Source organism: Klebsiella sp. R445, assembly GCF_051131755.1.
Taxonomy (GTDB): Bacteria; Pseudomonadota; Gammaproteobacteria; order Enterobacterales; family Enterobacteriaceae; genus Klebsiella; species Klebsiella lignicola.
Window position 1 is genome coordinate 2,830,979 of record NZ_CP180446.1, and the last position, 21,385, is coordinate 2,852,363.

A 21,385-nucleotide genomic window follows, 5' to 3' on the forward strand; every position below is an offset into this window, starting at 1 on the left:
CCCTGAAAACCAGAAATTAAAATGAAGAGATCTTGAATAAATTATGCAGAAGCCACGGTCATTCCCACACTATATCAAAGAGATAATTTGTATGAATCCTTCATATTTTCCTCAAATTCACAGAATAAAGTATCAGAGGCTAATGGGAGCATCACAGCAAGCCAATTGTTGTATCTAAAAGAAAAGTAGTGGCGCCTTACCATGGAAGGTGAGGCATTTACCAGGCTCCCCGCCGTCGCATACCCTGTGGCGCAGGGGCCGCAGTCCCGAATGAGCATGCATCATGCGTAAAAATGAGATCCAGCAGTCCGTCCTGAACGAGCTTGTGCGCTGGATAAAAAACAACCTCGAGAAAAAACTCACCGTGAACGCGCTAAGCGTATTTTCCGGGTACTCAGAGTGGCACCTTTTCCGTCTGTTTCGCCATCATTTTAACATGTCACCGATGGAGTATATTCGACAGCAGCGAATGTTGTTATGCCGTGATTTATTACAAAGACAACCCGAATTTCGTATTGTGGATATTTGCATTATGGCCGGATACGAAGACCTCAGTGCATTTAACCGGACATTTAAGAAGTATTATTCGGTAACCCCGACACAATTTCGCCGGCATATTTGTTTGCAATCCTGACGTCACCTGCAGATGAATCATTCAGGGATGGAAATAACAGGCCGGGATCTGTCACACTCCCGGCCTGGCGGTCAACGATTAGAAATGGGTATTTACGCTGACATAGAACGTCCGTCCGGACTCATTATAGGTTTCAGCCCCGGCACCGTATAAATAGGCTCCGGTGGTGGCGTTCCCGGTGGTTTGCGCATTCCCGGCACGATAGTGACGAATATCAAAGAGGTTATCGATGCCGCTGGTCAGACTGAGGTTTTTGTTCACATCCCAGGTCGCGCTCATCCCGACGATGCTGTACGGGCTCAGCTCGTTCAGCTCGCTACCCGACACCGGCTCGCCTTTGTAATTGAAGCGTTTTGGTTTCTGGCGTCCGTACCAGGTAAAGGTGCTTTGCAGCGAGAAGTCCTCGCGAACCTGCCAGCTCAGCGTCGAGTTAAGGGTAAACTCCGGGATCACCGACAGTCGGTCACCGGTGGTTTTGTTCTTGCTTTGCAGCATCCAGGTCAGATTGTTGCTCCAGTTGACCGTTTCACCTACCGGCACATTTAACGACCCTTCCAGCCCCTCTACCAGCGCTTTAGGAACGTTCTCCCACTGGTAGATATTGGTGGTCCCGTTGCTGGCCGTGCCGACGGCCGAATACCCGGACTCAATTTTATTGTGGTAGTCGTTACGGAACCAGGTGATCCCGGCCTGATAGCCTTCGTGCTTGTACTCAATGCCAATCTCTTTGTTGACGCTGGTCTCGGCTTTCAGGTCGCTGTTACCCATCAGATAGCAGGCGGAGCTGCTGGAGTAGCACCCCTGGCCGTTGCTGTACAGAATGTAGTTGGGGTTGAGCTGATAGAGGTTCGGCGCTTTATAGGCACGTGCAATGCCGAGTTTCAGAGTCCAGTCATCGCTCAGCCCCTGGGACAAGTTCAGCGATGGGCTCCAGTTATTACCGACGATGCTGTGGTGGTCGAAGCGCAGGGCTGGCGTCAGCATGGTGCTGTCGGTCAACGCGATATTGTCTTCGGTAAACAACGAGAAAATTTCAGCGCTACTGTAAGGCGTACGCCCGGACGTCGAAATGCCGTCGATTGAACCGTAAGAGAGCGACTGCGACGTCGAGGTGCCATCTTTCATCCGCTGCTGGTTCCATTCGGTGCCCAGCGTCAGGTTCTGCTCGAACCCCAGCGTAAACGGTATGTTGACCTCGCTGTGCAACAGCACATCTGCGAGATCGATATCAGAGAATTCGTTGCTGGAGAAGATCCCTTCGGTGCCCCCCGCCAGCCCTTCATTCATCCGTGAGTTGCGCGTATGTTCGTACTGCGCATAGCTGTTACTGGTCACGCCGTTATCCCAGCCGCCGGTCCAGGTGATGCCGTAGGTCTGCCGGTAAATCCGGTTGGTCTCTTTGCCGTACATGCTTTTCACCAGCGTACTGGTGTTGGTGTTCTGCGTATCCCCCGCATAGAGGTTGCCCTGGCGGCTGTAGCCGGTTTCGAACTCCAGCGCCTGCATCGGCGCAAACTCCCAGCGCACCTTGCCGTGAATATCCTTATTAACCACCCCTTCGCGCCCGGCCGGGTAAGAGCCGGCGTAGGTGCCGGTACGATCGGCCTCATGACCCGAGTTAATATCCTGGGCATCGGCCTGGGTCTTACTCAGGTTGCCCCATAAATTAAAACTGACGCTGTCCGACATCGGCCCTTCAAGGCTGAAGTTGGTGCGTTTGGTCGCCCCCTCTTTGCGATGCTGAGGCGCATTCATGTAGGTGTTCCAGGAACCATGCCATTCGTTATTCACCGGTTTGGTGATGATATTCACCACCCCACCCATGGCGCCGTTGCCATAGCGTGCCGCCGCAGGACCGCGCACCACATCAATGTGATCGATCATCTCCGCCGGCACCCAGCCGGTATCGCCGCGGGTATCCCGATCGCCACGCCAGCCATAGCGCACCGAGTTGCGGCTGGTGACCGGCTTACCGTCGATCAGGATTAAGGTATTTTCAGGCCCCATGCCGCGAATATCGATTTGTCGGTTGTTGCCACGCTGGCCGCTGGTTGAGTTGCCGGTGAGGTTCACCCCCGGCTGGGTGCGAATAAGTTCTGAAATATCGCGGGCTGGCGGGTGTTTGCGGATCTCATCGGCGCTCAGCGTTGATACGCCAGGAGCCTGTAAGGTCTGTTTGGCGGCGGTGACCACCATGGTCTCTTCGTTCTCTGGCGCAGCGGTGGAGGTACTGGCGGTCTTCGTCTCTTTTGAAGTACTGCTATCGGCGGCCTGCGCAGGTAACACCACTCCCCAGATAGCCGCGTGAATGAGCACGGCCAACGAGTAGTTTGAGTATTGTTTCATGAAATATGCCCTGTTTTCTTTGTTGCTGCCGGGGCGCGGCACTTCCATCATTCAGATAAACAACGGTCATCATTTCCATGCGTAGCACTGACTGCCTGGTTCTGGCGTAGCGAAGCCCCTCCCGGTCAATGAACGGGATAGCAATAGCCTGCGGCCAGAATATAAACTTTCGCCTTATCAAAAATGAAGAAATACGCGTTCCGCACTATTCTTAGATAGCGTTTTCCGATCAGCCCTGAATATGATTATGGTGCTTTATCACGTTATTAGAAATGAGATTCATTATCAAGTTGATAATATTAAATAACTCTGCCATTTTTAGATTAATGCTGTAAAACAACAGGATAGGAAACGATAAAAATAACTCATAGAATTATTAAATTAATAAAATGAATAACTTCATCACAATATAAACATTATTTACTCATATTGTCTTCACAATGATTAATGGCTATTAAGACGCTTATCCCTTATTTAATCGCCATAAGCATCGTATATTGTTGGTCGAAAATATATCCCAGCGCAGCGGGAAATATCTCAGAGGCAGTGCGCAGATCCCCTACATTTTATCTGGTAAAGGAACAGGCTAACGGCGCAGAGTTGGCTAAAATAAAAGGATGCATCTGCGGAGCGTCACTCCATGAACATCCTCTCGTTTTCCCGATACGCTAGCGTCTGCTTTGCCTGCCTTGCGACCCTGCTGTTCACCACCGCGGTTTATGCGGCGTCTGCGGAAAAGAAACCGCCGTCCGATGAGGAACGAGAGACGCTGGAAGTCCATACGGAAGAGATGCTGAAGCCCTGGAAAGGCGATTTACCTGGCATGCTCGACCGGCGGGTGATCCGGGTATTAACCACCTACAGCAAGACCTTTTTCTTTATCGACAAAGGCACCCAGCGCGGGGCGACGCACGATATTTTTATCGAGTACGAGCGCAGCCTTAACCAACAGCTGATGAAAGAGCAGAAGCTCAAGCACCGCCATCTGAAAGTGCGCATCGTCTTTGTTCCCGTCGCCCGTGACCGGCTTTTCAGCGAGCTCGAGGCCGGCAAGGGCGATATTATCGCCGCCAATCTCACCATGACCGATGAGCGCAAACAGCTGGCGGACTTCACCGCGCCGGTCTACGCCAACGTCCAGGAGCTGTTGCTGAGCGCCCCGGGAACCCCGGCGGTAAGCAGCCTCGATCAGCTTTCCGGTAAGAAGGTCTATGTGCGCCAGTCCTCCAGCTATTACCAGAGTCTGGTGGCCCTCAACGCGCGCTTTGCCAAAGCTTCGCAGCCACCGGTGATTATCGAAACCGTTCCGGAATCGCTCGAGGATGAGGATCTGATTGAAATGCTGAACGCCGGCCTGATTCCGCTGACCGTCGTTGACCGCCATATCGCGTTGTTCTGGCAGCAGGTTTTCCCCAACATTCAGGTCCACAAGGATATGGTGCTGCGCGACAATGCCAACATCGGTTGGGCGGTACGTAAGAACAGCCCGCAGCTTCTCGCCTCTCTGAATGGCTTTATCAAAGCGAACGGTCAGGGCAGCAGGCTGGGCAATACCATTCTGCTGCGCTACCTGAAAGACGCGAAATATGTCAAAAACGCCGCTGCCCAGAAGGAGCGACGTAAATTTTTAGCCATGGTGGAGATCTTCCGTAAATATGGCGATGAGTATGACGTTGACTGGCTGTTAATGGCGGCACAGGGCTATCAGGAGTCACGCCTTAATCAGTCGGTGCGTAGCCACGTCGGCGCCATCGGGGTGATGCAGGTGATGCCGCGAACCGGCAAAGAGCTCAAGGTCGGGGATATCAATAAGCTGGATCCCAATATCCATGCCGGGGTGAAATATATGCGCTGGATGATCGATCGTTATTATGGCGACGAGCCGATGACAAAACTCGATAAGGCGCTCTTTTCGTTCGCCTCTTATAACGCCGGCCCGGCGCGGATCGCCCGCTTACGTACCGAGACCCAAAAACGCGGTTTTGACCCTAATATCTGGTTTGGCAACGTCGAGTATCTGGCCGCGGAGAAGATCGGTTCCGAGACCGTGACCTACGTCAGTAATATCTATAAGTACTACATTGCCTACCGGCTGATCATCGATGAGATGGCGCGTAAGCAGCAGGCCACTGCGAAAGCCAGCCCTGTGGACGCAGACGCGAAGGCCACACCTGCCACGCAGTAAGCGAGGACAGATGAGCGATCGACAGGCATAAAAAAGCCCCGAAAAACGGGGCTTTTTATCATTTGCTAACAATCGCGACTAAGGCTGGCCTCAGAACGGGATATCGTCATCGAAATCCATCGGCGGTTCGTTAGACGGTGCGGCCGGAGCCTGCTGCTGCGGACGAGACTGCGCGCCGCCGCTGAACTGGTTGCCGCCACCCTGCGGCTGCTGAGGCTGACCCCAACCGCCCTGCTGCTGGCCACCCGCTGCCGGAGCGCCACCGCCCTGACGGCCGCCCAGCATCTGCATGGTGCCACCGACGTTGACCACAACCTCTGTGGTGTACTTCTCTGCACCGGACTGATCGGTCCATTTACGGGTACGCAGTTGACCTTCAATGTAAACCTGCGAGCCTTTACGCAGGTATTCACCTGCAACTTCAGCCAGTTTGCCGAACAGCACCACACGGTGCCATTCAGTCTGCTCTTTCATTTCGCCGGTCTGCTTATCGCGCCAGGATTCGGAAGTCGCCAGCGTGACGTTGGCGACTGCGCCGCCACTTGGCATGTAGCGTACTTCCGGGTCCTGCCCCAGATTACCGACGAGAATCACCTTGTTTACGCCTCTGCTGGCCATGATCGAATCTCCTGAATGGGTTGTTTCTTAATAAGTGTAAACCGGTAATTCTAACACTACAAAGGGGCATTTTGATAGCTGCGCGGCGGAATCCACTAAACATCTCATCGACCTGCAATTTTTCATTGTGTAGACCAACTACCGTTCCAATACTGTATATTAAAACAGGTCTGATTGTGCCATAATTAGCCGTTTCCGCCGTTTGTTCTTTATGCAAACCAGGCAGTCCGTGTATCTACCTACCGGGAAAGGTGAATGGATAAGATCGAAGTTCGGGGCGCCCGCACCCATAATCTCAAAAACATCAACCTCGTCATCCCACGCGACAAGCTGATTGTCGTCACCGGGCTGTCAGGATCAGGCAAATCATCACTGGCTTTCGACACGCTGTATGCCGAAGGACAGCGCCGTTACGTTGAATCGCTTTCTGCCTATGCGCGCCAGTTTCTGTCGCTGATGGAGAAACCGGACGTCGATCATATTGAAGGGCTGTCGCCTGCGATTTCCATCGAACAGAAATCAACGTCCCATAACCCGCGCTCCACGGTCGGCACCATCACCGAAATTCACGACTATCTGCGTCTGCTTTACGCGCGCGTCGGTGAGCCGCGCTGCCCGGATCACGATGTTCCTCTGGCGGCGCAAACCGTTAGCCAGATGGTCGACAACGTGCTCTCTCAGCCAGAAGGCCAACGCCTGATGCTGCTGGCGCCGATTATTAAAGAGCGTAAAGGTGAGCACACCAAAACGCTGGAAAACCTCGCCAGTCAGGGCTATATCCGCGCGAGGATCGACGGCGAAGTCTGCGATCTCTCGGATCCGCCTAAGCTGGAGCTGCAAAAGAAACACACCATCGAAGTGGTTATCGACCGCTTTAAAGTGCGCGACGATCTTTCGCAACGTCTGGCCGAATCTTTCGAAACCGCCCTCGATCTCTCCGGCGGTACCGCGATTGTCGCCAATATGGACGACGTCAAAGCGGAAGAGCTGCTGTTTTCCGCCAACTTCGCCTGTCCGATTTGCGGCTACAGCATGCGTGAGCTGGAACCGCGCCTGTTTTCATTCAACAACCCGGCGGGGGCCTGCCCGACCTGCGACGGCCTGGGCGTCCAACAGTACTTCGATCCTGAACGCGTGATTCAGAACGTCGAACTGTCGCTGGCCGGCGGCGCGATCCGCGGCTGGGATCGGCGTAACTTTTACTACTTCCAGATGCTGAAATCGCTGGCAGAGCACTATAAATTCGATATCGAAGCCCCCTGGGGAACCCTCGGTGCCGACGTGCAAAAAGTCATTTTGTATGGCTCAGGCAAAGAGAATATCGAATTTAAATACATGAACGACCGGGGCGACACCTCGGTACGCCGCCATCCGTTCGAAGGCGTGCTGCATAATATGGAGCGCCGCTACAAAGAGACGGAATCCAGCGCGGTGCGTGAAGAGCTGGCGAAGTTTATCAGCAATCGTCCGTGCACCAGCTGTAACGGTACCCGTCTGCGTCGCGAAGCCCGTCATGTGTTCGTCGAAAACACACCGCTGCCGACCATTTCCGATATGAGCATTGGTCATGCGATGGATTTCTTCACTAACCTGAAGCTCTCCGGCCAGCGGGCGCAAATCGCCGAAAAAGTGCTGAAAGAGATCGGCGACCGCCTGAAGTTCCTCGTCAACGTCGGCCTGAACTACCTGACGCTCTCCCGTTCGGCAGAAACGCTCTCCGGCGGTGAAGCCCAGCGTATTCGCCTGGCCAGCCAGATTGGTGCCGGTCTGGTGGGGGTGATGTACGTACTGGATGAGCCTTCCATCGGCCTGCATCAGCGTGATAACGAGCGCCTGCTCGGGACGCTGGTTCATCTGCGTAATCTCGGGAATACGGTGATTGTCGTCGAGCATGACGAAGACGCCATCCGCGCCGCGGACCACGTGATCGATATCGGCCCTGGCGCCGGGGTTCACGGCGGTCAGGTGGTGGCGGAAGGGACGCTGGAGGCGATCATGGCGGTCCCGGAATCCCTGACCGGCCAGTACATGAGCGGCAAACGCAAAATTGAAGTGCCGAAGCAGCGCGTGCCGGCCGACCCGGAAAAAGTGCTGAAACTCACCGGCGCCCGCGGCAACAACCTGAAAGACGTGACCCTGACGCTGCCGGTAGGGCTGTTTACCTGTATTACCGGGGTCTCCGGCTCGGGTAAATCGACGCTGATCAACGACACCCTGTTCCCGATTGCCCAGCGCCAGCTTAACGGCGCGACCATCGTCGAACCGGCGCCCTATCGCGATGTGCAGGGCCTGGAACACTTCGATAAGGTTATCGATATCGACCAAAGCCCGATTGGCCGGACGCCGCGTTCGAACCCGGCCACCTACACCGGGGTCTTCACACCGGTTCGTGAACTGTTTGCCGGCGTGCCGGAATCACGTTCACGCGGCTATACGCCTGGGCGCTTCAGCTTTAACGTCCGCGGCGGGCGCTGCGAAGCCTGCCAGGGCGATGGCGTGATTAAAGTCGAAATGCACTTCCTGCCGGACATTTACGTGCCGTGCGACCAGTGCAAAGGCAAACGCTATAACCGTGAAACGCTGGAGATTAAATACAAAGGCAAGACCATCCATGAAGTGCTGGATATGACCATTGAAGAAGCACGCGAGTTCTTCGATGCCGTACCGGCGCTGGCGCGTAAGCTGCAAACGCTGATGGACGTCGGCCTGACCTATATCCGCCTCGGCCAGTCGGCCACCACGCTCTCCGGCGGCGAAGCCCAGCGTGTGAAGCTGGCGCGCGAGCTGTCCAAACGCGGCACGGGTCAGACGCTGTATATTCTCGATGAGCCCACCACCGGCCTGCACTTTGCGGATATCCAACAGCTGCTGGACGTACTACATCAGCTGCGCGATCAGGGCAACACCATCGTGGTGATTGAGCACAACCTGGATGTCATCAAAACCGCTGACTGGATCGTTGACCTCGGTCCCGAAGGCGGTAGCGGCGGCGGTGAAATCCTCGTCTCCGGCACGCCAGAGACCGTGGCCGGGTGCGAGACATCACACACGGCGCGCTTCCTTAAACCTTTACTGGGTTAATCAGCGTGAAAGCTGCTGTCGGGTCGGTTCCGACAGCAGCCGGACTGCCTGCTGATATGAGGCATCGACCAGATAGTAGATTTGTGAGTCCGGCAGCGCGCCATCGAGAAATACCGTACTCCAGTGGGCTTTATTCAGATGTCTGCTGGGGCGGATATCAACGTGCTGCTCCCGCAACAGTTCGGCAAGTTCAGGGCTGGCTTTCAGCGAGACTGCCGGTCGCTTATCTTCCACCTCTTTCACCAGCGCAAACAGCACGTCCGACACCTTAATCTGCGTGGCCTTCCAGTCGCTGTGCACGCTTTGCTCCGCGCCCGGTTTCGCCATGCAGTACAGCAATAAATCCGAAATTGTCATCTGTGATTCCCCCGTTGGCGTCGCGACATTCTGCCGCTAAGCGCCGTGAATACGATGTTCCCCTGGTCTGGCAATGGCGTGCTGGCGCAGCAGAGGTAGTGTGTCAGGTGACGCGTGGAGATGTTGAACCTGACGTCAGCATTGACGAATGCGACCCCAATGATTCTTGTCGCGAATGAGTCCTTCTAAGTGTGCAGCAATAAGCGAAAAGGTAAAACCTCCCCACCCGCTTTTTTGTACAAAAAAACGGCAGCTTATGCGCTGCCGTATTCTGTGCTATCTGCTGTTACCGAAACTAACCGTCAGTACTCGGAATTGACCACCACTTCTTCGCCCAGCGCCCCGGCCATCGGCAACGGTTTATATGAAGAGTTTGACGCACGCAGTACGCGAATGCCGCGGGCACCCGCCTCACGCGCGGCGGAGATATCATTATCGGAATCGCCGTAGAAGACCTTGATGTTCTTCTCTTTCAGCCATTGCGTTTTGGTATTCTGGCCCGGTTTGTCGCCGGCAAAGATCACCGGGTTCATGTTGGCCGCCGGGATCAGGAAATCATCCTGCAGCGTTTTTGAGACGGTTTCAGTTTTGGTCTGGCTGCGTCCGGTGACGAAGTAAATGCGATCGCCGCGTTTCACATGCATGGCAATGAGATGGCGCGCCACTTCTTTCGGCATACTGAACTCATCCCAGCCATTGTTCATTTTTTCCCAGAACTCAGGGTTTTTCAGGTAATCATCGTTGCCGGGCGAAAAGGTTTTCTGCCCGCGCCAGAAGCCCGGACTGGAAAAGAGGACGGTATCGTCAATATCAAACCCGACGGCAAACGGCTCACGGCCTAACAGGCTGTTTTCAATTTGCGCCACGGAAACCCAGTGGATGGGGGCTTGTTCAGCGAGTTTAGCGACGTTAGTGCCGGTTGACAGCGGCTGGGGCGTCGAGGCCTGAGCCATAACGCTGCCGTTCAGCGTGAACAGTAAGCAAATGGCCGACAAGGCCAGGGTCATCTTGCGCATATTTATTATCCCTTCAGGCGTCATCTTTCAAGCGACCGCTATGCGGTTTACCGGGTTCCGACCACGGCATGACTTGAGTGATTGTATGTGTGTCAAAACAACCTAATCGTTATAGTTTTCAATCATGTGGCTGCTTAGCAATATGCTATGACCTTAACCCCGACATCTATTGATGCAAAGGATTATCTGCTTATATGTCATAGAAAAAGAGAATGATCACACTTCATGAAGGGCATTGCCCCTTCCATCAGGCCGGAAAGGGCAATGAACTGGCAGGGCGTTAAATCACGGCGGAGAACGCTTTCGCCACGCGCTGAACGTTACGTGAATTGAGACCCGCGACGCACATGCGGCCGCTGGAAATCAGATACACGCCAAACTCTTCGCGCAGACGGTCAACCTGTGTTGCGCTCAGGCCGGTATAGCTGAACATGCCGCGCTGTTTCAGCAGGTAGTCGAAATTCACATCCGGCACCGCCTCTTTCAGGACGTTCACCAGCTCCTGACGCATCGCCAGAATACGGGTACGCATCGCTTCGACTTCGGCCAGCCAGCTGGATTTCAGCTCGGCGTCATTCAGCACCATCGCAACCACCTGGGCGCCAAAGTTCGGCGGGCTGGAGTAGTTGCGACGCACGGTCGCCTTCAACTGCCCCAGCACGCGGTTAGCGGTATCAGAGTCTTCACAGACCACCGACAGCCCGCCAACGCGCTCGCCGTACAGCGAGAAAATTTTCGAGAAGGAGTTGCTTACCAGCATCGGCATGCCGGTGCTGGCAATCGTGCGGATCGCGTAGGCATCATCGTCCATGCCCGCACCAAAGCCCTGATAGGCGATATCGAGGAACGGAATCAGGTTGCGCGCTTTCAGTACGTCCGCGATCTGATCCCACTGAGCATGGTTCAAATCGGCGCCGGTCGGGTTATGACAGCATGGATGCAGCAGCACGATGTCACGTTCTGGCAGCGTCTGCAGTTTTTCCAGCAGCGCGTCAAAACGCACGCCGTTGGTTTCGCTATCAAACCAAGGGTAAGTACTTACTTCGAAGCCAGCCCCTTCAAATATGGCAATGTGGTTTTCCCAGGTCGGGTCACTGACCCATACGCGGGAGCCCGGGAAGTAGCGTTTCAGGAAATCAGCGCCGACTTTCAATGCGCCGGAACCGCCCAGCGTCTGGATGGAAGCGACACGCTGCTGTTGCAGTACCGAATGTTCCGCGCCAAACAGCAGCGGAGCGATGGCATTGCGATAGGCATTCAGCCCTTCCATCGGCAGGTACAACGAGGCACCGTGCGGCTGTGCGTTAAGGCGCGCTTCCGCTTCAGCAACCGCCTGGAGCTGCGGGATAATCCCGTCTTCGTTGTAATACAGGCCGATGCTCAGGTTTACTTTGTCACTACGTGGATCTTCTTTGAAACGCTCCATTAAGGAGAGAATAGGGTCGCCAGCGTAGGCGTCAACTTGTTGAAACACGCGATGTTTCTCCGGGTTTACGAGAGGCAGGAAATAACACAATAAACCGGAAGCAGCAGAAGATCGAGAGGATGTTGGTCGATAGTCGACGACGAGCGTGTGCAAGCGCGGTGCGGGCGGTCAGTTTCCCCGGTTTGCGGCGTAAACGCCTGAGCCGGGCTAGCGGATCGCCCACCTTGGGGGCCATAAATCCCTAATTAATCCACGAACTTCATCGAGACTCTGGAGGTCAGGCGCGTGATAAGTTCGTAAGCACTTACTTTCGTGAGCGCGGCGATGCGTTCAACCGGCAAGCCTTCACCCCACAGCACCACCGGATCGCCGGATTTGTCCTGTGCTACTGGGCCCAGGTCGACGCAAATCATGTCCATCGCCACACGCCCGACAATCGGCACTTCGCGACCGTTTACCAGCACCGGTGTGCCGGAGGCCGCCGCCCGCGGGTAACCGTCGCCGTAGCCCATCGCCACCACGCCAAGGCGCGTGTCACGTTCGCTGACCCAGGTACCGCCGTAACCTACCGGCTCACCCGCTTTATGGTCGCGCACGGCAATCAGGCTTGAGGTCAGCGACATCACCGGCTGACAGCCAAAATCAGCGCCGGTAGACGGGCTATCCAGCGGCGAGACGCCGTACAAAATAATGCCCGGGCGCACCCAGTCGAAATGCGACTGCGGCCACAGCAGGATCCCACCCGACGCCGCAATGGAGCGCAGGCCAGGCTTGCCTTCAGTGAAAGTGGTGAAAATATCCAGCTGACGTTCGGTGGCGCCGCACTCAGGTTCGTCGGCGCGTGCAAAGTGGCTGACCACATTGACCGGCTGGCGCACGTTTTTACATTCGCTCAGACGCTGCCAGAACGCTTGTGCTTGTTCCGGCAATACGCCCAGGCGATGCATCCCGGTATCCAGCTTCATCCAGACGGTGACCGGCTCAGGCAGTTCGGCCTGCTCCAGCGCTTCCAGCTGTTCCAGGCTGTGTACTGCGGTTTGCAGCTGTTGTGCGGAAATCACCGGCAGATCGGCGGCATCAAAAAAGCCTTCCAGCAGCAGGACCGGCTGGGTGATACCACCGGCGCGCAGGCGCAGAGCCTCTTCGAGACGGGCGACGCCAAAAGCATCGGCATCAGGGAGCGTTCGCGCGGTCTCAAGAAGACCGTGTCCGTAAGCGTTCGCTTTCACGACTGCAACCAGCTTGCTGGCAGGCGCCAGCTCACGTAGACGTTGCAGGTTGTGTCGCAGAGCGCGGCGGTTAATGACTACAGTTGCCGCTTGCATTTAAATTCCTTAATAAAAGAATCTCCTAAATCATTCGTATTGCGGGAAGGCGACAAGCCTGAGAATTCCCGGGAGCTTAGTAAACTAAGTGACCGGGGTGAACAGGCGTAGTCAACGCATCTGCGGCATGAAGGATGACGGAGATTTATTCGTCGTCGTATTGTGGCCCGGCATAATTGTCGAAGCGCGACCACTGACCATTAAATGTCAGACGTACTGTCCCGATGGGGCCGTTACGCTGTTTACCAATAATAATTTCCGCGATGCCTTTCAAGTCACTGTTCTCGTGATAGACCTCATCACGGTAGATAAACATGATTAAGTCGGCATCCTGCTCGATGGAACCTGATTCACGCAAATCGGAGTTTACCGGGCGCTTATCAGCACGTTGCTCCAGCGATCGGTTAAGCTGCGACAGCGCCACCACCGGCACCTGAAGCTCTTTCGCCAACGCCTTCAGTGAACGGGAAATTTCCGCGATTTCCAGGGTACGGTTATCGGAGAGCGACGGCACGCGCATCAGCTGCAGGTAGTCGATCATGATCAGCCCGATACCGCCGTGTTCACGGGCGATACGTCGCGCACGGGAGCGCACTTCCGTCGGCGTCAGGCCGGAGGAGTCATCGATATAGATATTGCGTTTTTCCAGCAGAATGCCCAGCGTGCCGGAGATACGCGCCCAGTCTTCATCATCCAGCTGGCCGGTACGAATACGGGTCTGATCGACCCGCGACAGCGACGCCAGAGAACGCATCATGATCTGTTCTGATGGCATTTCAAGGCTGAAAATAAGTACCGGTTTATCCTGCAACATCGCCGCGTTTTCAACGAGGTTCATCGCAAATGTCGTCTTACCCATTGAAGGACGGGCAGCGACGATAATCAGATCCGACGGCTGCAGGCCGGCGGTCTTTTTGTTCAGATCGTCATAGCCGGTATTCACCCCGGTGACGCCGTCATGTGGTTGCTGGAACAGTTGCTCGATACGCGCCACGGTCGCATCAAGAACATCGGCGATATTCTTTGGGCCTTCGTCTTTGTTGGCGCGGCTTTCCGCAATTTTGAATACCCGGGACTCCGCCAGGTCGAGCAGGTCTTCACTGGTGCGGCCCTGCGGATCGAAGCCCGCTTCAGCGATTTCATTGGCGACCGAGATCATCTCACGGACAACCGCACGTTCGCGTACGATATCCGCATAGGCGCTGATGTTCGCCGCACTTGGCGTATTTTTCGACAGCTCAGCCAGATAGGCAAAGCCCCCGACGCTGTCCAGCTGTCCCTGACGCTCCAGCGATTCCGCCAGCGTAATCAGGTCAATCGGGCTGCCCGTTTCCTGCAGCCGCGCCATCTCAATAAAGATATGGCGGTGCGGACGGGTGTAGAAATCTTCCGCCACCACACGCTCGGCAACGTCGTCCCAGCGCTCGTTGTCCAGCATTAAACCGCCCAACACCGACTGTTCCGCTTCAATCGAGTGCGGCGGTACTTTCAACCCGGCGACCTGATAATCGCGCTCACGGGGTTCAGTCTGTGGTTTGTTGAAGGGTTTATTTCCTGCCATAGTGAATGGAGTTACCGAGATAAAGAGTGGGTCGAAAGATTACCATATTTTTCTTACGGAGGGAGCATGGCAACGCGCATTGAATTCCACAAACATGGTGGCCCGGAAGTGCTTAACGCGGTGGAGTTTACCCCCGCAGAGCCCGGTGAAAACGAAATCCAGGTAGAAAACAAAGCCATCGGTATTAACTATATCGACACCTATATTCGCAGCGGTCTCTATCCGCCGCCGTCCCTGCCGAGCGGCCTGGGCACCGAAGCCGCAGGCGTGGTGACCAAAGTGGGCCGCGCCGTGACCCATATCCAGCAGGGCGACCGCGTGGTCTACGCGCAATCGGCCCTCGGCGCCTACAGTTCCGTGCATAACGTCCCGGCGGACAAAGCGGCCCTGTTACCGGACGCAATCTCCTTTGAGCAGGCCGCCGCCTCGTTTTTGAAAGGGCTGACCGTCTATTATCTGCTGCGTAAAACCTACGATATCAAACCCGGAGAGCCGTTCCTGTTCCATGCTGCCGCTGGCGGCGTTGGGCTGATTGCCTGCCAGTGGGCGAAGGCGCTGGGGGCGAAACTGATTGGTACCGTCGGCAGCGCGCAAAAAGCGCAGCGGGCGAAGCAGGCCGGGGCCTGGCAGGTGATTAACTATCGCGAAGAGAATATCGTTGAGCGCCTGAAGGAGATAACCGAAGGGAAAAAAGTCCATGTGGTCTACGATTCCGTGGGGAAGGATACCTGGGAAGCGTCTCTTGATTGTCTGCAGCGCCGGGGGCTGATGGTCAGCTTTGGCAACTCTTCTGGCCCGGTCACCGGGGTAAACCTGGGGATCCTCAACCAGAAAGGTTCGCTGTTCGTCACCCGCCCTTCTTTGCAAGGCTATATCACCAACCGTGAAGAGCTGGAGCAAGCCAGCCGCGAGCTGTTTTCATTGATTGCCAGCGGCGCGATTAACGTTGACGTGGCGGACAGCCAGAAATACGCCCTGACCGATGCCCGACGCGCGCATGAGGTACTGGAAAGCCGAGTGACCGAGGGCTCAAGCCTGCTGCTGCCGTAATCCTTCACTTCGGTAGTTTGTCGTTTGAAGGCGTATGACGGGAGAGGAACAAAAGTTTAGGGCTTCCACCTGGGAAGCCCTTACTTTTTTTTGTTCGGCTGTATGTAGGGTACAGCGCGATGAATTCATTAACGCGCTAATAGTGACAGATTTAATAAGCAAAGCCTACGCTGTTTTATGCAAAAATCTTCAGGTTGTGATACACCGCTCAATACCTTAGTAACGCCAACGGTTATTCCCGCGATAACGGTTGTCAGCAGGTGATTTTATCGCCCGAATCACCCATACCACGACAACCGCCAGCAGTAACCACGGCAGCAGTTTAATCATTAATGCAAACAGCCCACCCACGAACATCAGCGCGGTCGCGACCACGATGGCGGCGATAATCCCCAGTAACGACACGCCGGTGACCAACAACATGACAAAAAAACCTATAACGAATAAGAGTTCCAGCATCGTCTTCTCCCCAAAGAAATGTCTATGCAACTTCTTTGAGTATTACAAAAATCATGCCAAATATAACGTATTGAATATAAAGAAAAATGCCCCGCATGGTTTATGCAGGGCATGGTGAATTTGACCAGGTTTTAGTGAAAACTTACCGCTTATCGGCAACCAGTTTCAGCGCGTGTTCCAGCACGTTGATATCGGCACCGGCTTTATGCGCATTCTCGCTCAGGTAGCGACGCCACTGGCGTGCACCCGGGATCCCCTGGAACAGGCCCAACATATGGCGAGTAATATGACCCAGGTAGGTCCCGTTGCTCAGCTCACGTTCGATGTACGGGTACATCGCGCGCACCACCGCGACCGGATCGGCATCGGCGCCATCACCGCCAAAGATTTCGCGATCGACTGACGCCAGGATCCCCGGATTCTGATAAGCCTCACGCCCCACCATCACGCCATCCATATGCGCCAGGTGCAGTTTCGCCTCTTCCAGCGATTTAATGCCACCGTTGATCGCCATGGTCAGATGCGGGAAGTCGCGCTTCAGCTGATACACGCGCGGGTAATCCAGCGGCGGGATCTCACGGTTTTCTTTCGGGCTCAGGCCAGAGAGCCAGGCTTTACGGGCGTGGATAATAAACATCTCGCACTCGCCCTTCCCGGAAACGGTATCGATGAAATCGCACAGGAATTCATAGCTGTCCTGGTCATCAATGCCGATACGGGTTTTTACCGTTACCGGAATCGACACCACATCACGCATCGCTTTAATACAGTCGGCCACCAGTTGGGCATTGCCCATCAGGCAGGCGCCAAACATGCCGTTCTGCACGCGGTCGGACGGGCAGCCAACGTTCAGGTTGATCTCATCGTAGCCGCGGGCTTGTGCCAGTTTCGCGCACTGCGCCAGCGCCGCCGGATCGCTACCACCCAGCTGCAGTGCCAGCGGATGCTCTTCTTCGCTATAGGCCAGATAGTCGCCTTTGCCGTGAATAATCGCCCCGGTGGTGACCATTTCGGTATACAGCAGCGTTTGCCGCGACAGCAGACGCAGGAAGTAACGGCAGTGCCTGTCTGTCCAGTCGAGCATCGGCGCAATGGAAAAACGGTGGGCGGCAAAAACGTGAGAAGTTGATTCTGGCATCATGGCGAATAAACAGGCATCCGGGTAAAAAGGGGCGCTACTATAGCACAAAGATACAGCACAGGCGCATAGCGCCACCGCGGGCGCTTTGCACCTGATACACGGGCTATCGCCTGCGCGGTTTGCCGTCGTGAGGGCCGAAAAATTGCGGCGGATGATCGACCCAGCGATCCTGACGCGTCGCGGCATACTCCGGGTTTAGCGGGTAATAGATGCGATTGAATTTTTTGTTCGCCTCGCCCACCACCAACAGGCGTACCTCCTGTTGGGTGTTATTCAGGAAGGTATGGCATACGCCGGTGCCGGCAGGAAATCCAACGCTGTCCCCAGGTTCCAGCTTCCACAGATAGCCGTTAATCCAGACTTCAGGATACCCCTCCAGCACGTAGATAAACTCTTCTTCATCACTTTCTGCGTGGGGATAAGAAGTCCGACGGCCTGGCGGTAAACGCTCATGATGGATCCCCAGCCGGTTCAGCCGTAACCCACGTGCCAGCGGCGCACCAATGGAAAAGCGCTCTGGGTTATTGGGATAAGTGGCATCATCGGGCCCTTCGAGTTCATGCCAATGTCGAATGCAATCAGGTCGTTTCATCGTTTTCTCCCGAAAATGAGATGCATCAGGTATAGCACAAGCTGCCGGTTCTCGGCGTTTTGCCTGGATCGTGATAAAGTAACAACTTCACACTCGGGCGGCCAGAGGATGCTCATGAATAAGACCACTTCGCAAGAATTGTTAGCGCATGCTGAAAAGCTCTGTGCACAGCGCGGCGTGCGCCTGACTCCCCAGCGCCTGGAAGTATTGCGCCTGATGAGCCTGCAGCAAGGGGCGATTAGCGCCTACGATCTGCTCGACCTGCTCCGCGATAAAGAGCCGCAGGCTAAACCGCCCACGGTGTATCGTGCGCTGGAGTTTCTGCTTGAGCAGGGATTCGTGCATAAGGTTGAATCAACCAACAGCTACGTGCTGTGCCATCTGATCGATCAGCCGACCCATACCTCCGCGATGTTTATCTGCGATCGCTGCGGCGTGGTGAAAGAAGAGTGTGCCGAAGGGCTGGAAGATATTATGCATACCCTGGCTGCCAGAATGGGCTTCGCGCTGCGTCATAACGTGATTGAAGCACATGGTCTGTGTGCCGGCTGCGTCGAAGTCGAAGCCTGTAGTACACCGGGGCACTGCCAGCATGACCACACGATTCTGATTAAAAAGAAAGCCCGCTAAGGCTTGCGCCAGAGCGGGAATCAGGGTTGTCGGTACCTCCGTGTACCGCACGGGCAGGCAATAACAAAGGGTCAGAACACTGATGTGCCCCGCTACCAGCGGTGGCCGTTTTTACGTTCCCAGTCAGACACTTCTTTCTCGGCCTGATCTTTGGCAAATCCGTAACGTTCCTGGATTTTACCCACCAGCTGGTCACGCTTACCTTCAATGACCGTCATGTCATCATCGGTGAGCTTACCCCATTGTTCTTTCGCTTTACCTTTCAACTGTTTCCAGTTACCGCCGATTTCGTCTTTGTTCATCATTCAGTCCTCATCGTTCGGTGGGTTAACAGCCCGCTGCGTGCCGGACATAACGTTAACTATAGTTAAGAATTCTGGGTTTAATTTATTATTCGGAATCTTTAACCACCTACATGACAAAAACCGCGACAAAACCATTATGAAAACCAGGTGCCGCGCTGCCAGTGTCGCCGCCAGATCAGCGCCAGCGACAGGCCGCGCAGCGCAAGGAAGACCGCCAGCGCCAGCCACAGTCCATGGTTCCCGAGAACCGGTAGCGTCAACAGAGTCAGGGCAAACCCTGCCGCCGCCACCGCCATGCTGTTACGCATCTCAGCTCCCCGCGTCGCCCCGATAAACATGCCATCCAGCAGATAGCACCACACGCCAATTACCGGCAGAATCACCTGCCAGATCAGATAGCGGTCGGCCAGCTGCTGCAGCGAAGGGATCGAGGTTAACAGCGCGATAATGTACGGCCCCGCCACGGCGTAGATCGCCGCAAATATCAGCGCCACCATTCCCGACTGACGGCAGGCCGCCCGCCAGACCTCAAGCAACTGACTGCCATCTCGCGCGCCATAGGCCTGCCCGGAGTGGGCTTCGACGGCGTAGGCAAACCCATCCAGCGCATAGGCGGTGAAGGTCAGCATGGTCATCAGGAGGGCGTTGACGGCGACGATATCGCCCCCGAGACGAGCCCCGAAAACGGTCACCGCCCCGAAGCACAGCTGCAGCAGTAAGGAGCGCAGCATGATATCGCGGTTTAATGCCAGCAGCCGTCGCACATCCCCGCGCCAGGCATTCTTCAGTATGCTGAAGGACACGCCACGCAGCACCAGCACGTGCCTTGCCATCAATAGCCCGATGATAAAGGTGGCGTATTCAGCGACCACCGTCGCCAGCGCGGCCCCCTGCACGTTCATGTGCAGGCCCATCACCAGCCACAGGTCGAGGACAATATTCAGCAGGTTGCCAACCACCAGCAGGATCACCGGCGCGCGGGCATACTGCACGCCCAGCAGCCAGCCAAGCAGCACCAGGTTTGCCAGCGAGGCCGGAGCGCTAAGCCAACGAATATCCAGGAAGCGTTGTGCCTGTTCCAGAACCGCCTGATTGCCGCCCACGATATGCAACGCCAGGTCGATCAGCGGTGCCCGGAACAGGACAATCATCAGGCCGGCCCCTAAGGCCAGCCCCAATGGCTGCACCAACGCCCGCGCCAGACGGAGGGGGTCTTTTGCGCCAAAGGCCTGAGCCGTCAGCCCGGTGGTGCTCATCCGCAGGAAAAGCAGCAGCATGAAAAGGAAACTGGTGGTCGTGGCACCCACCGCGACGCCGCCGAGATAAACCGGGCTGTCGAGGTGGCCGATAACGGCGGTATCAACCAGACCCAGCAGCGGGACGGTGATATTGGAGAAAATCATGGGTAGCGCCAGGCGCCACAGGGCTTTATCAGCGGCGTGAAAGAGCATAGGAAAGAGCCTGACTGAGAGAAGACAGCGCAGCATCATCCATCAGACGATGCTGCGTGGTGAAGGTGTTACAGCCACTCTCCGTTGCGGATCACGCCAACGGCCAGCCCTTCAATAGTGAAATTTTGTTCGCGCAGATTCACCACGATCGGTGAAAACTCGCTGTTTTCTGGCAGGAGTTCGACGATGTTGCCCTGTTTTTTAAGGCGTTTAACCGTCACTTCTTCGTCGATACGCGCCACGACAACCTGGCCATTACGCACATCCTGCGTTTTATGCACTGCCAGCAGATCGCCGTCGAGGATACCGATATCTTTCATCGACATACCGCTAACGCGCAGCAGGAAATCGGCATTCGGCTTGAACATCGCCGGGTCGACCTGGAAATGGCCTTCGATATGCTGCTGAGCCAGCAGCGGCTCACCGGCGGCCACGCGGCCGATCAGCGGCAGACCGGGTTCTTCTTCCGTCAGCAGACGAATACCGCGGGAGGCACCAGAGATAATCTCGATTGCGCCTTTACGGGCCAGCGCTTTCAGGTGCTCTTCCGCCGCGTTCGGAGAACGGAACCCCAAGCGCTGAGCAATTTCCGCACGCGTCGGCGGCATGCCCGTCTGGCTGATATGATCCCGAATGAGATCAAACACCTCTTGCTGCCTGGTCGTTAACGCTTTCATCCCGCCCCCTGGGTGTATATACAGTTATGCTGTGAGTATATACAGTTAACGGTGATTTTGGAATCAAATTTCACACAAAAATCAGGAGATACTTTCCATTTTTGCGCAGCCGATCGCCCATCACGCCTGGCGACGAATTAATGGTAATGCGCCCACAGCAAAAGCCCCCAGGTGATCAGCGCGATCGCGATAGCCAACAGTACCGCCGCGGACCCCATATCTTTCGCGCGCCCTGACAGTTCATGGTGTTCCGGGCCAATACGGTCCACCACCGCCTCAATCGCGCTATTAATAATTTCGACTATCATCACTAACAGGACCGAGCCGATCAGCAGCACACGGGTGATAGCGTCAACGTCCAGCCAGCAGGCGATCGCCACGGCAATAATCGCGGCGACGCCTTCCTGACGAAAGGCGGCCTCATTTATCCATGCCGCACGGAACCCTTTCCAGGAATAACCTGCCGCTTTAATAATTCGGGTTAACCCAGTGGTATTATTGGCCATCAAAAGAACCTTTTTATGTAAATGA

The 21,385-nt window shown here is 55.5% G+C and carries 19 protein-coding genes; 5 read left to right on the plus strand and 14 right to left on the minus strand.

The features are described 5' to 3' along the window. Positions 1 to 283: 283 nt before the first annotated feature. On the plus strand, positions 284 to 634 hold the full coding sequence (locus ACMYSN_RS13260) for a helix-turn-helix transcriptional regulator (protein ID WP_123757754.1): 351 nt from the start codon (positions 284 to 286) through the stop codon (positions 632 to 634). A 78-nt stretch (positions 635 to 712) separates the two neighbouring features. Here the strand turns inward: ACMYSN_RS13260 and ACMYSN_RS13265 are convergent, their stop codons facing one another. Continuing rightward, a complete protein-coding gene (locus ACMYSN_RS13265; RefSeq protein WP_462495166.1) occupies positions 713 to 2,980 on the minus strand; it encodes a TonB-dependent siderophore receptor in 2,268 nt (755 codons plus the stop codon). A gap of 640 nt (positions 2,981 to 3,620) precedes the next feature. Here ACMYSN_RS13265 and ACMYSN_RS13270 point away from each other — a divergent pair. After that, positions 3,621 to 5,165 carry an MltF family protein gene (locus ACMYSN_RS13270; protein WP_462495167.1) on the plus strand — a complete coding sequence of 515 codons (1,545 nt, stop codon included), beginning with the start codon at positions 3,621 to 3,623 and terminating at the stop codon, positions 5,163 to 5,165. A gap of 90 nt (positions 5,166 to 5,255) precedes the next feature. Here the strand turns inward: ACMYSN_RS13270 and ssb1 are convergent, their stop codons facing one another. Next, positions 5,256 to 5,783, minus strand: coding sequence for a single-stranded DNA-binding protein (gene ssb1, locus ACMYSN_RS13275; protein WP_462495168.1), 528 nt, complete (start codon positions 5,781 to 5,783; stop codon positions 5,256 to 5,258). A 255-nt stretch (positions 5,784 to 6,038) separates the two neighbouring features. Between ssb1 and uvrA the strand changes: the two genes are divergently transcribed. Beyond that, positions 6,039 to 8,864, plus strand: coding sequence for an excinuclease ABC subunit UvrA (gene uvrA / locus ACMYSN_RS13280; RefSeq protein ID WP_462495169.1), 2,826 nt, complete (start codon positions 6,039 to 6,041; stop codon positions 8,862 to 8,864). On the opposite strand, the gene ACMYSN_RS13285 is transcribed toward uvrA, so the two are convergent. From ACMYSN_RS13285 to dnaB, 5 genes are all read right to left on the minus strand, one after another. Continuing rightward, a complete protein-coding gene (locus tag ACMYSN_RS13285) occupies positions 8,865 to 9,221 on the minus strand; it encodes an MmcQ/YjbR family DNA-binding protein (RefSeq protein ID WP_123757750.1) in 357 nt (118 codons plus the stop codon). It abuts the gene before it with no gap. A gap of 302 nt (positions 9,222 to 9,523) precedes the next feature. After that, on the minus strand, positions 9,524 to 10,237 hold the full coding sequence (gene aphA / locus ACMYSN_RS13290) for an acid phosphatase AphA (RefSeq protein WP_123757749.1): 714 nt from the start codon (positions 10,235 to 10,237) through the stop codon (positions 9,524 to 9,526). A gap of 280 nt (positions 10,238 to 10,517) precedes the next feature. After that, entirely contained in the window at positions 10,518 to 11,711 is a 1,194-nt protein-coding gene (tyrB, locus tag ACMYSN_RS13295; RefSeq protein ID WP_462495170.1) for an amino acid aminotransferase, read from the minus strand. Between the two features lie 197 nt (positions 11,712 to 11,908). After that, entirely contained in the window at positions 11,909 to 12,988 is a 1,080-nt protein-coding gene (alr, locus tag ACMYSN_RS13300) for an alanine racemase (RefSeq protein ID WP_462495171.1), read from the minus strand. 145 nt (positions 12,989 to 13,133) lie between these two features. Continuing rightward, the gene (gene dnaB / locus ACMYSN_RS13305) at positions 13,134 to 14,549 is read right to left on the minus strand and encodes a replicative DNA helicase (RefSeq protein ID WP_123757746.1); all 1,416 of its coding nucleotides are present in this window, start codon (positions 14,547 to 14,549) and stop codon (positions 13,134 to 13,136) included. A 66-nt stretch (positions 14,550 to 14,615) separates the two neighbouring features. Here dnaB and ACMYSN_RS13310 point away from each other — a divergent pair, with 66 nt between their 5' ends. Next, on the plus strand, positions 14,616 to 15,599 hold the full coding sequence (locus ACMYSN_RS13310) for a quinone oxidoreductase (protein WP_462495172.1): 984 nt from the start codon (positions 14,616 to 14,618) through the stop codon (positions 15,597 to 15,599). Positions 15,600 to 15,815: 216 nt separating this feature from the next. Here ACMYSN_RS13310 and pspG read toward each other — a convergent pair whose 3' ends face one another. The 3 genes from pspG to ACMYSN_RS13325 form a co-directional block, all read right to left on the minus strand. Continuing rightward, positions 15,816 to 16,058, minus strand: a complete 243-nt coding sequence (gene pspG, locus ACMYSN_RS13315; protein ID WP_123757743.1) for an envelope stress response protein PspG — start codon at positions 16,056 to 16,058, stop codon at positions 15,816 to 15,818. Positions 16,059 to 16,200: 142 nt separating this feature from the next. Further along, positions 16,201 to 17,199, minus strand: a complete 999-nt coding sequence (gene dusA / locus ACMYSN_RS13320; RefSeq protein WP_174510240.1) for a tRNA dihydrouridine(20/20a) synthase DusA — start codon at positions 17,197 to 17,199, stop codon at positions 16,201 to 16,203. 103 nt (positions 17,200 to 17,302) lie between these two features. Further along, positions 17,303 to 17,791, minus strand: coding sequence for a cupin domain-containing protein (locus tag ACMYSN_RS13325; protein ID WP_462495173.1), 489 nt, complete (start codon positions 17,789 to 17,791; stop codon positions 17,303 to 17,305). A 114-nt stretch (positions 17,792 to 17,905) separates the two neighbouring features. Here ACMYSN_RS13325 and zur point away from each other — a divergent pair, with 114 nt between their 5' ends. Then, positions 17,906 to 18,421, plus strand: coding sequence for a zinc uptake transcriptional repressor Zur (zur, locus tag ACMYSN_RS13330; protein ID WP_123757740.1), 516 nt, complete (start codon positions 17,906 to 17,908; stop codon positions 18,419 to 18,421). 92 nt (positions 18,422 to 18,513) lie between these two features. On the opposite strand, the gene ACMYSN_RS13335 is transcribed toward zur, so the two are convergent. The 4 genes from ACMYSN_RS13335 to ACMYSN_RS13350 all read right to left on the minus strand — a co-directional run bounded on the left by ACMYSN_RS13335 (position 18,514) and on the right by ACMYSN_RS13350 (position 21,360). Then, a complete protein-coding gene (locus ACMYSN_RS13335) occupies positions 18,514 to 18,723 on the minus strand; it encodes a CsbD family protein (RefSeq protein ID WP_123757969.1) in 210 nt (69 codons plus the stop codon). A 137-nt stretch (positions 18,724 to 18,860) separates the two neighbouring features. Next, positions 18,861 to 20,177 (minus strand): MATE family efflux transporter, encoded by a 1,317-nt coding sequence (gene dinF / locus ACMYSN_RS13340; RefSeq protein ID WP_462495174.1) that lies wholly within the window; start codon positions 20,175 to 20,177, stop codon positions 18,861 to 18,863. Positions 20,178 to 20,245: 68 nt separating this feature from the next. Further along, entirely contained in the window at positions 20,246 to 20,854 is a 609-nt protein-coding gene (lexA, locus tag ACMYSN_RS13345; protein ID WP_004856448.1) for a transcriptional repressor LexA, read from the minus strand. Between the two features lie 137 nt (positions 20,855 to 20,991). Continuing rightward, positions 20,992 to 21,360: a diacylglycerol kinase gene (locus tag ACMYSN_RS13350; RefSeq protein WP_123757738.1), complete on the minus strand. Its 369-nt coding sequence runs from the start codon at positions 21,358 to 21,360 to the stop codon at positions 20,992 to 20,994. Positions 21,361 to 21,385 lie beyond the last annotated feature (25 nt).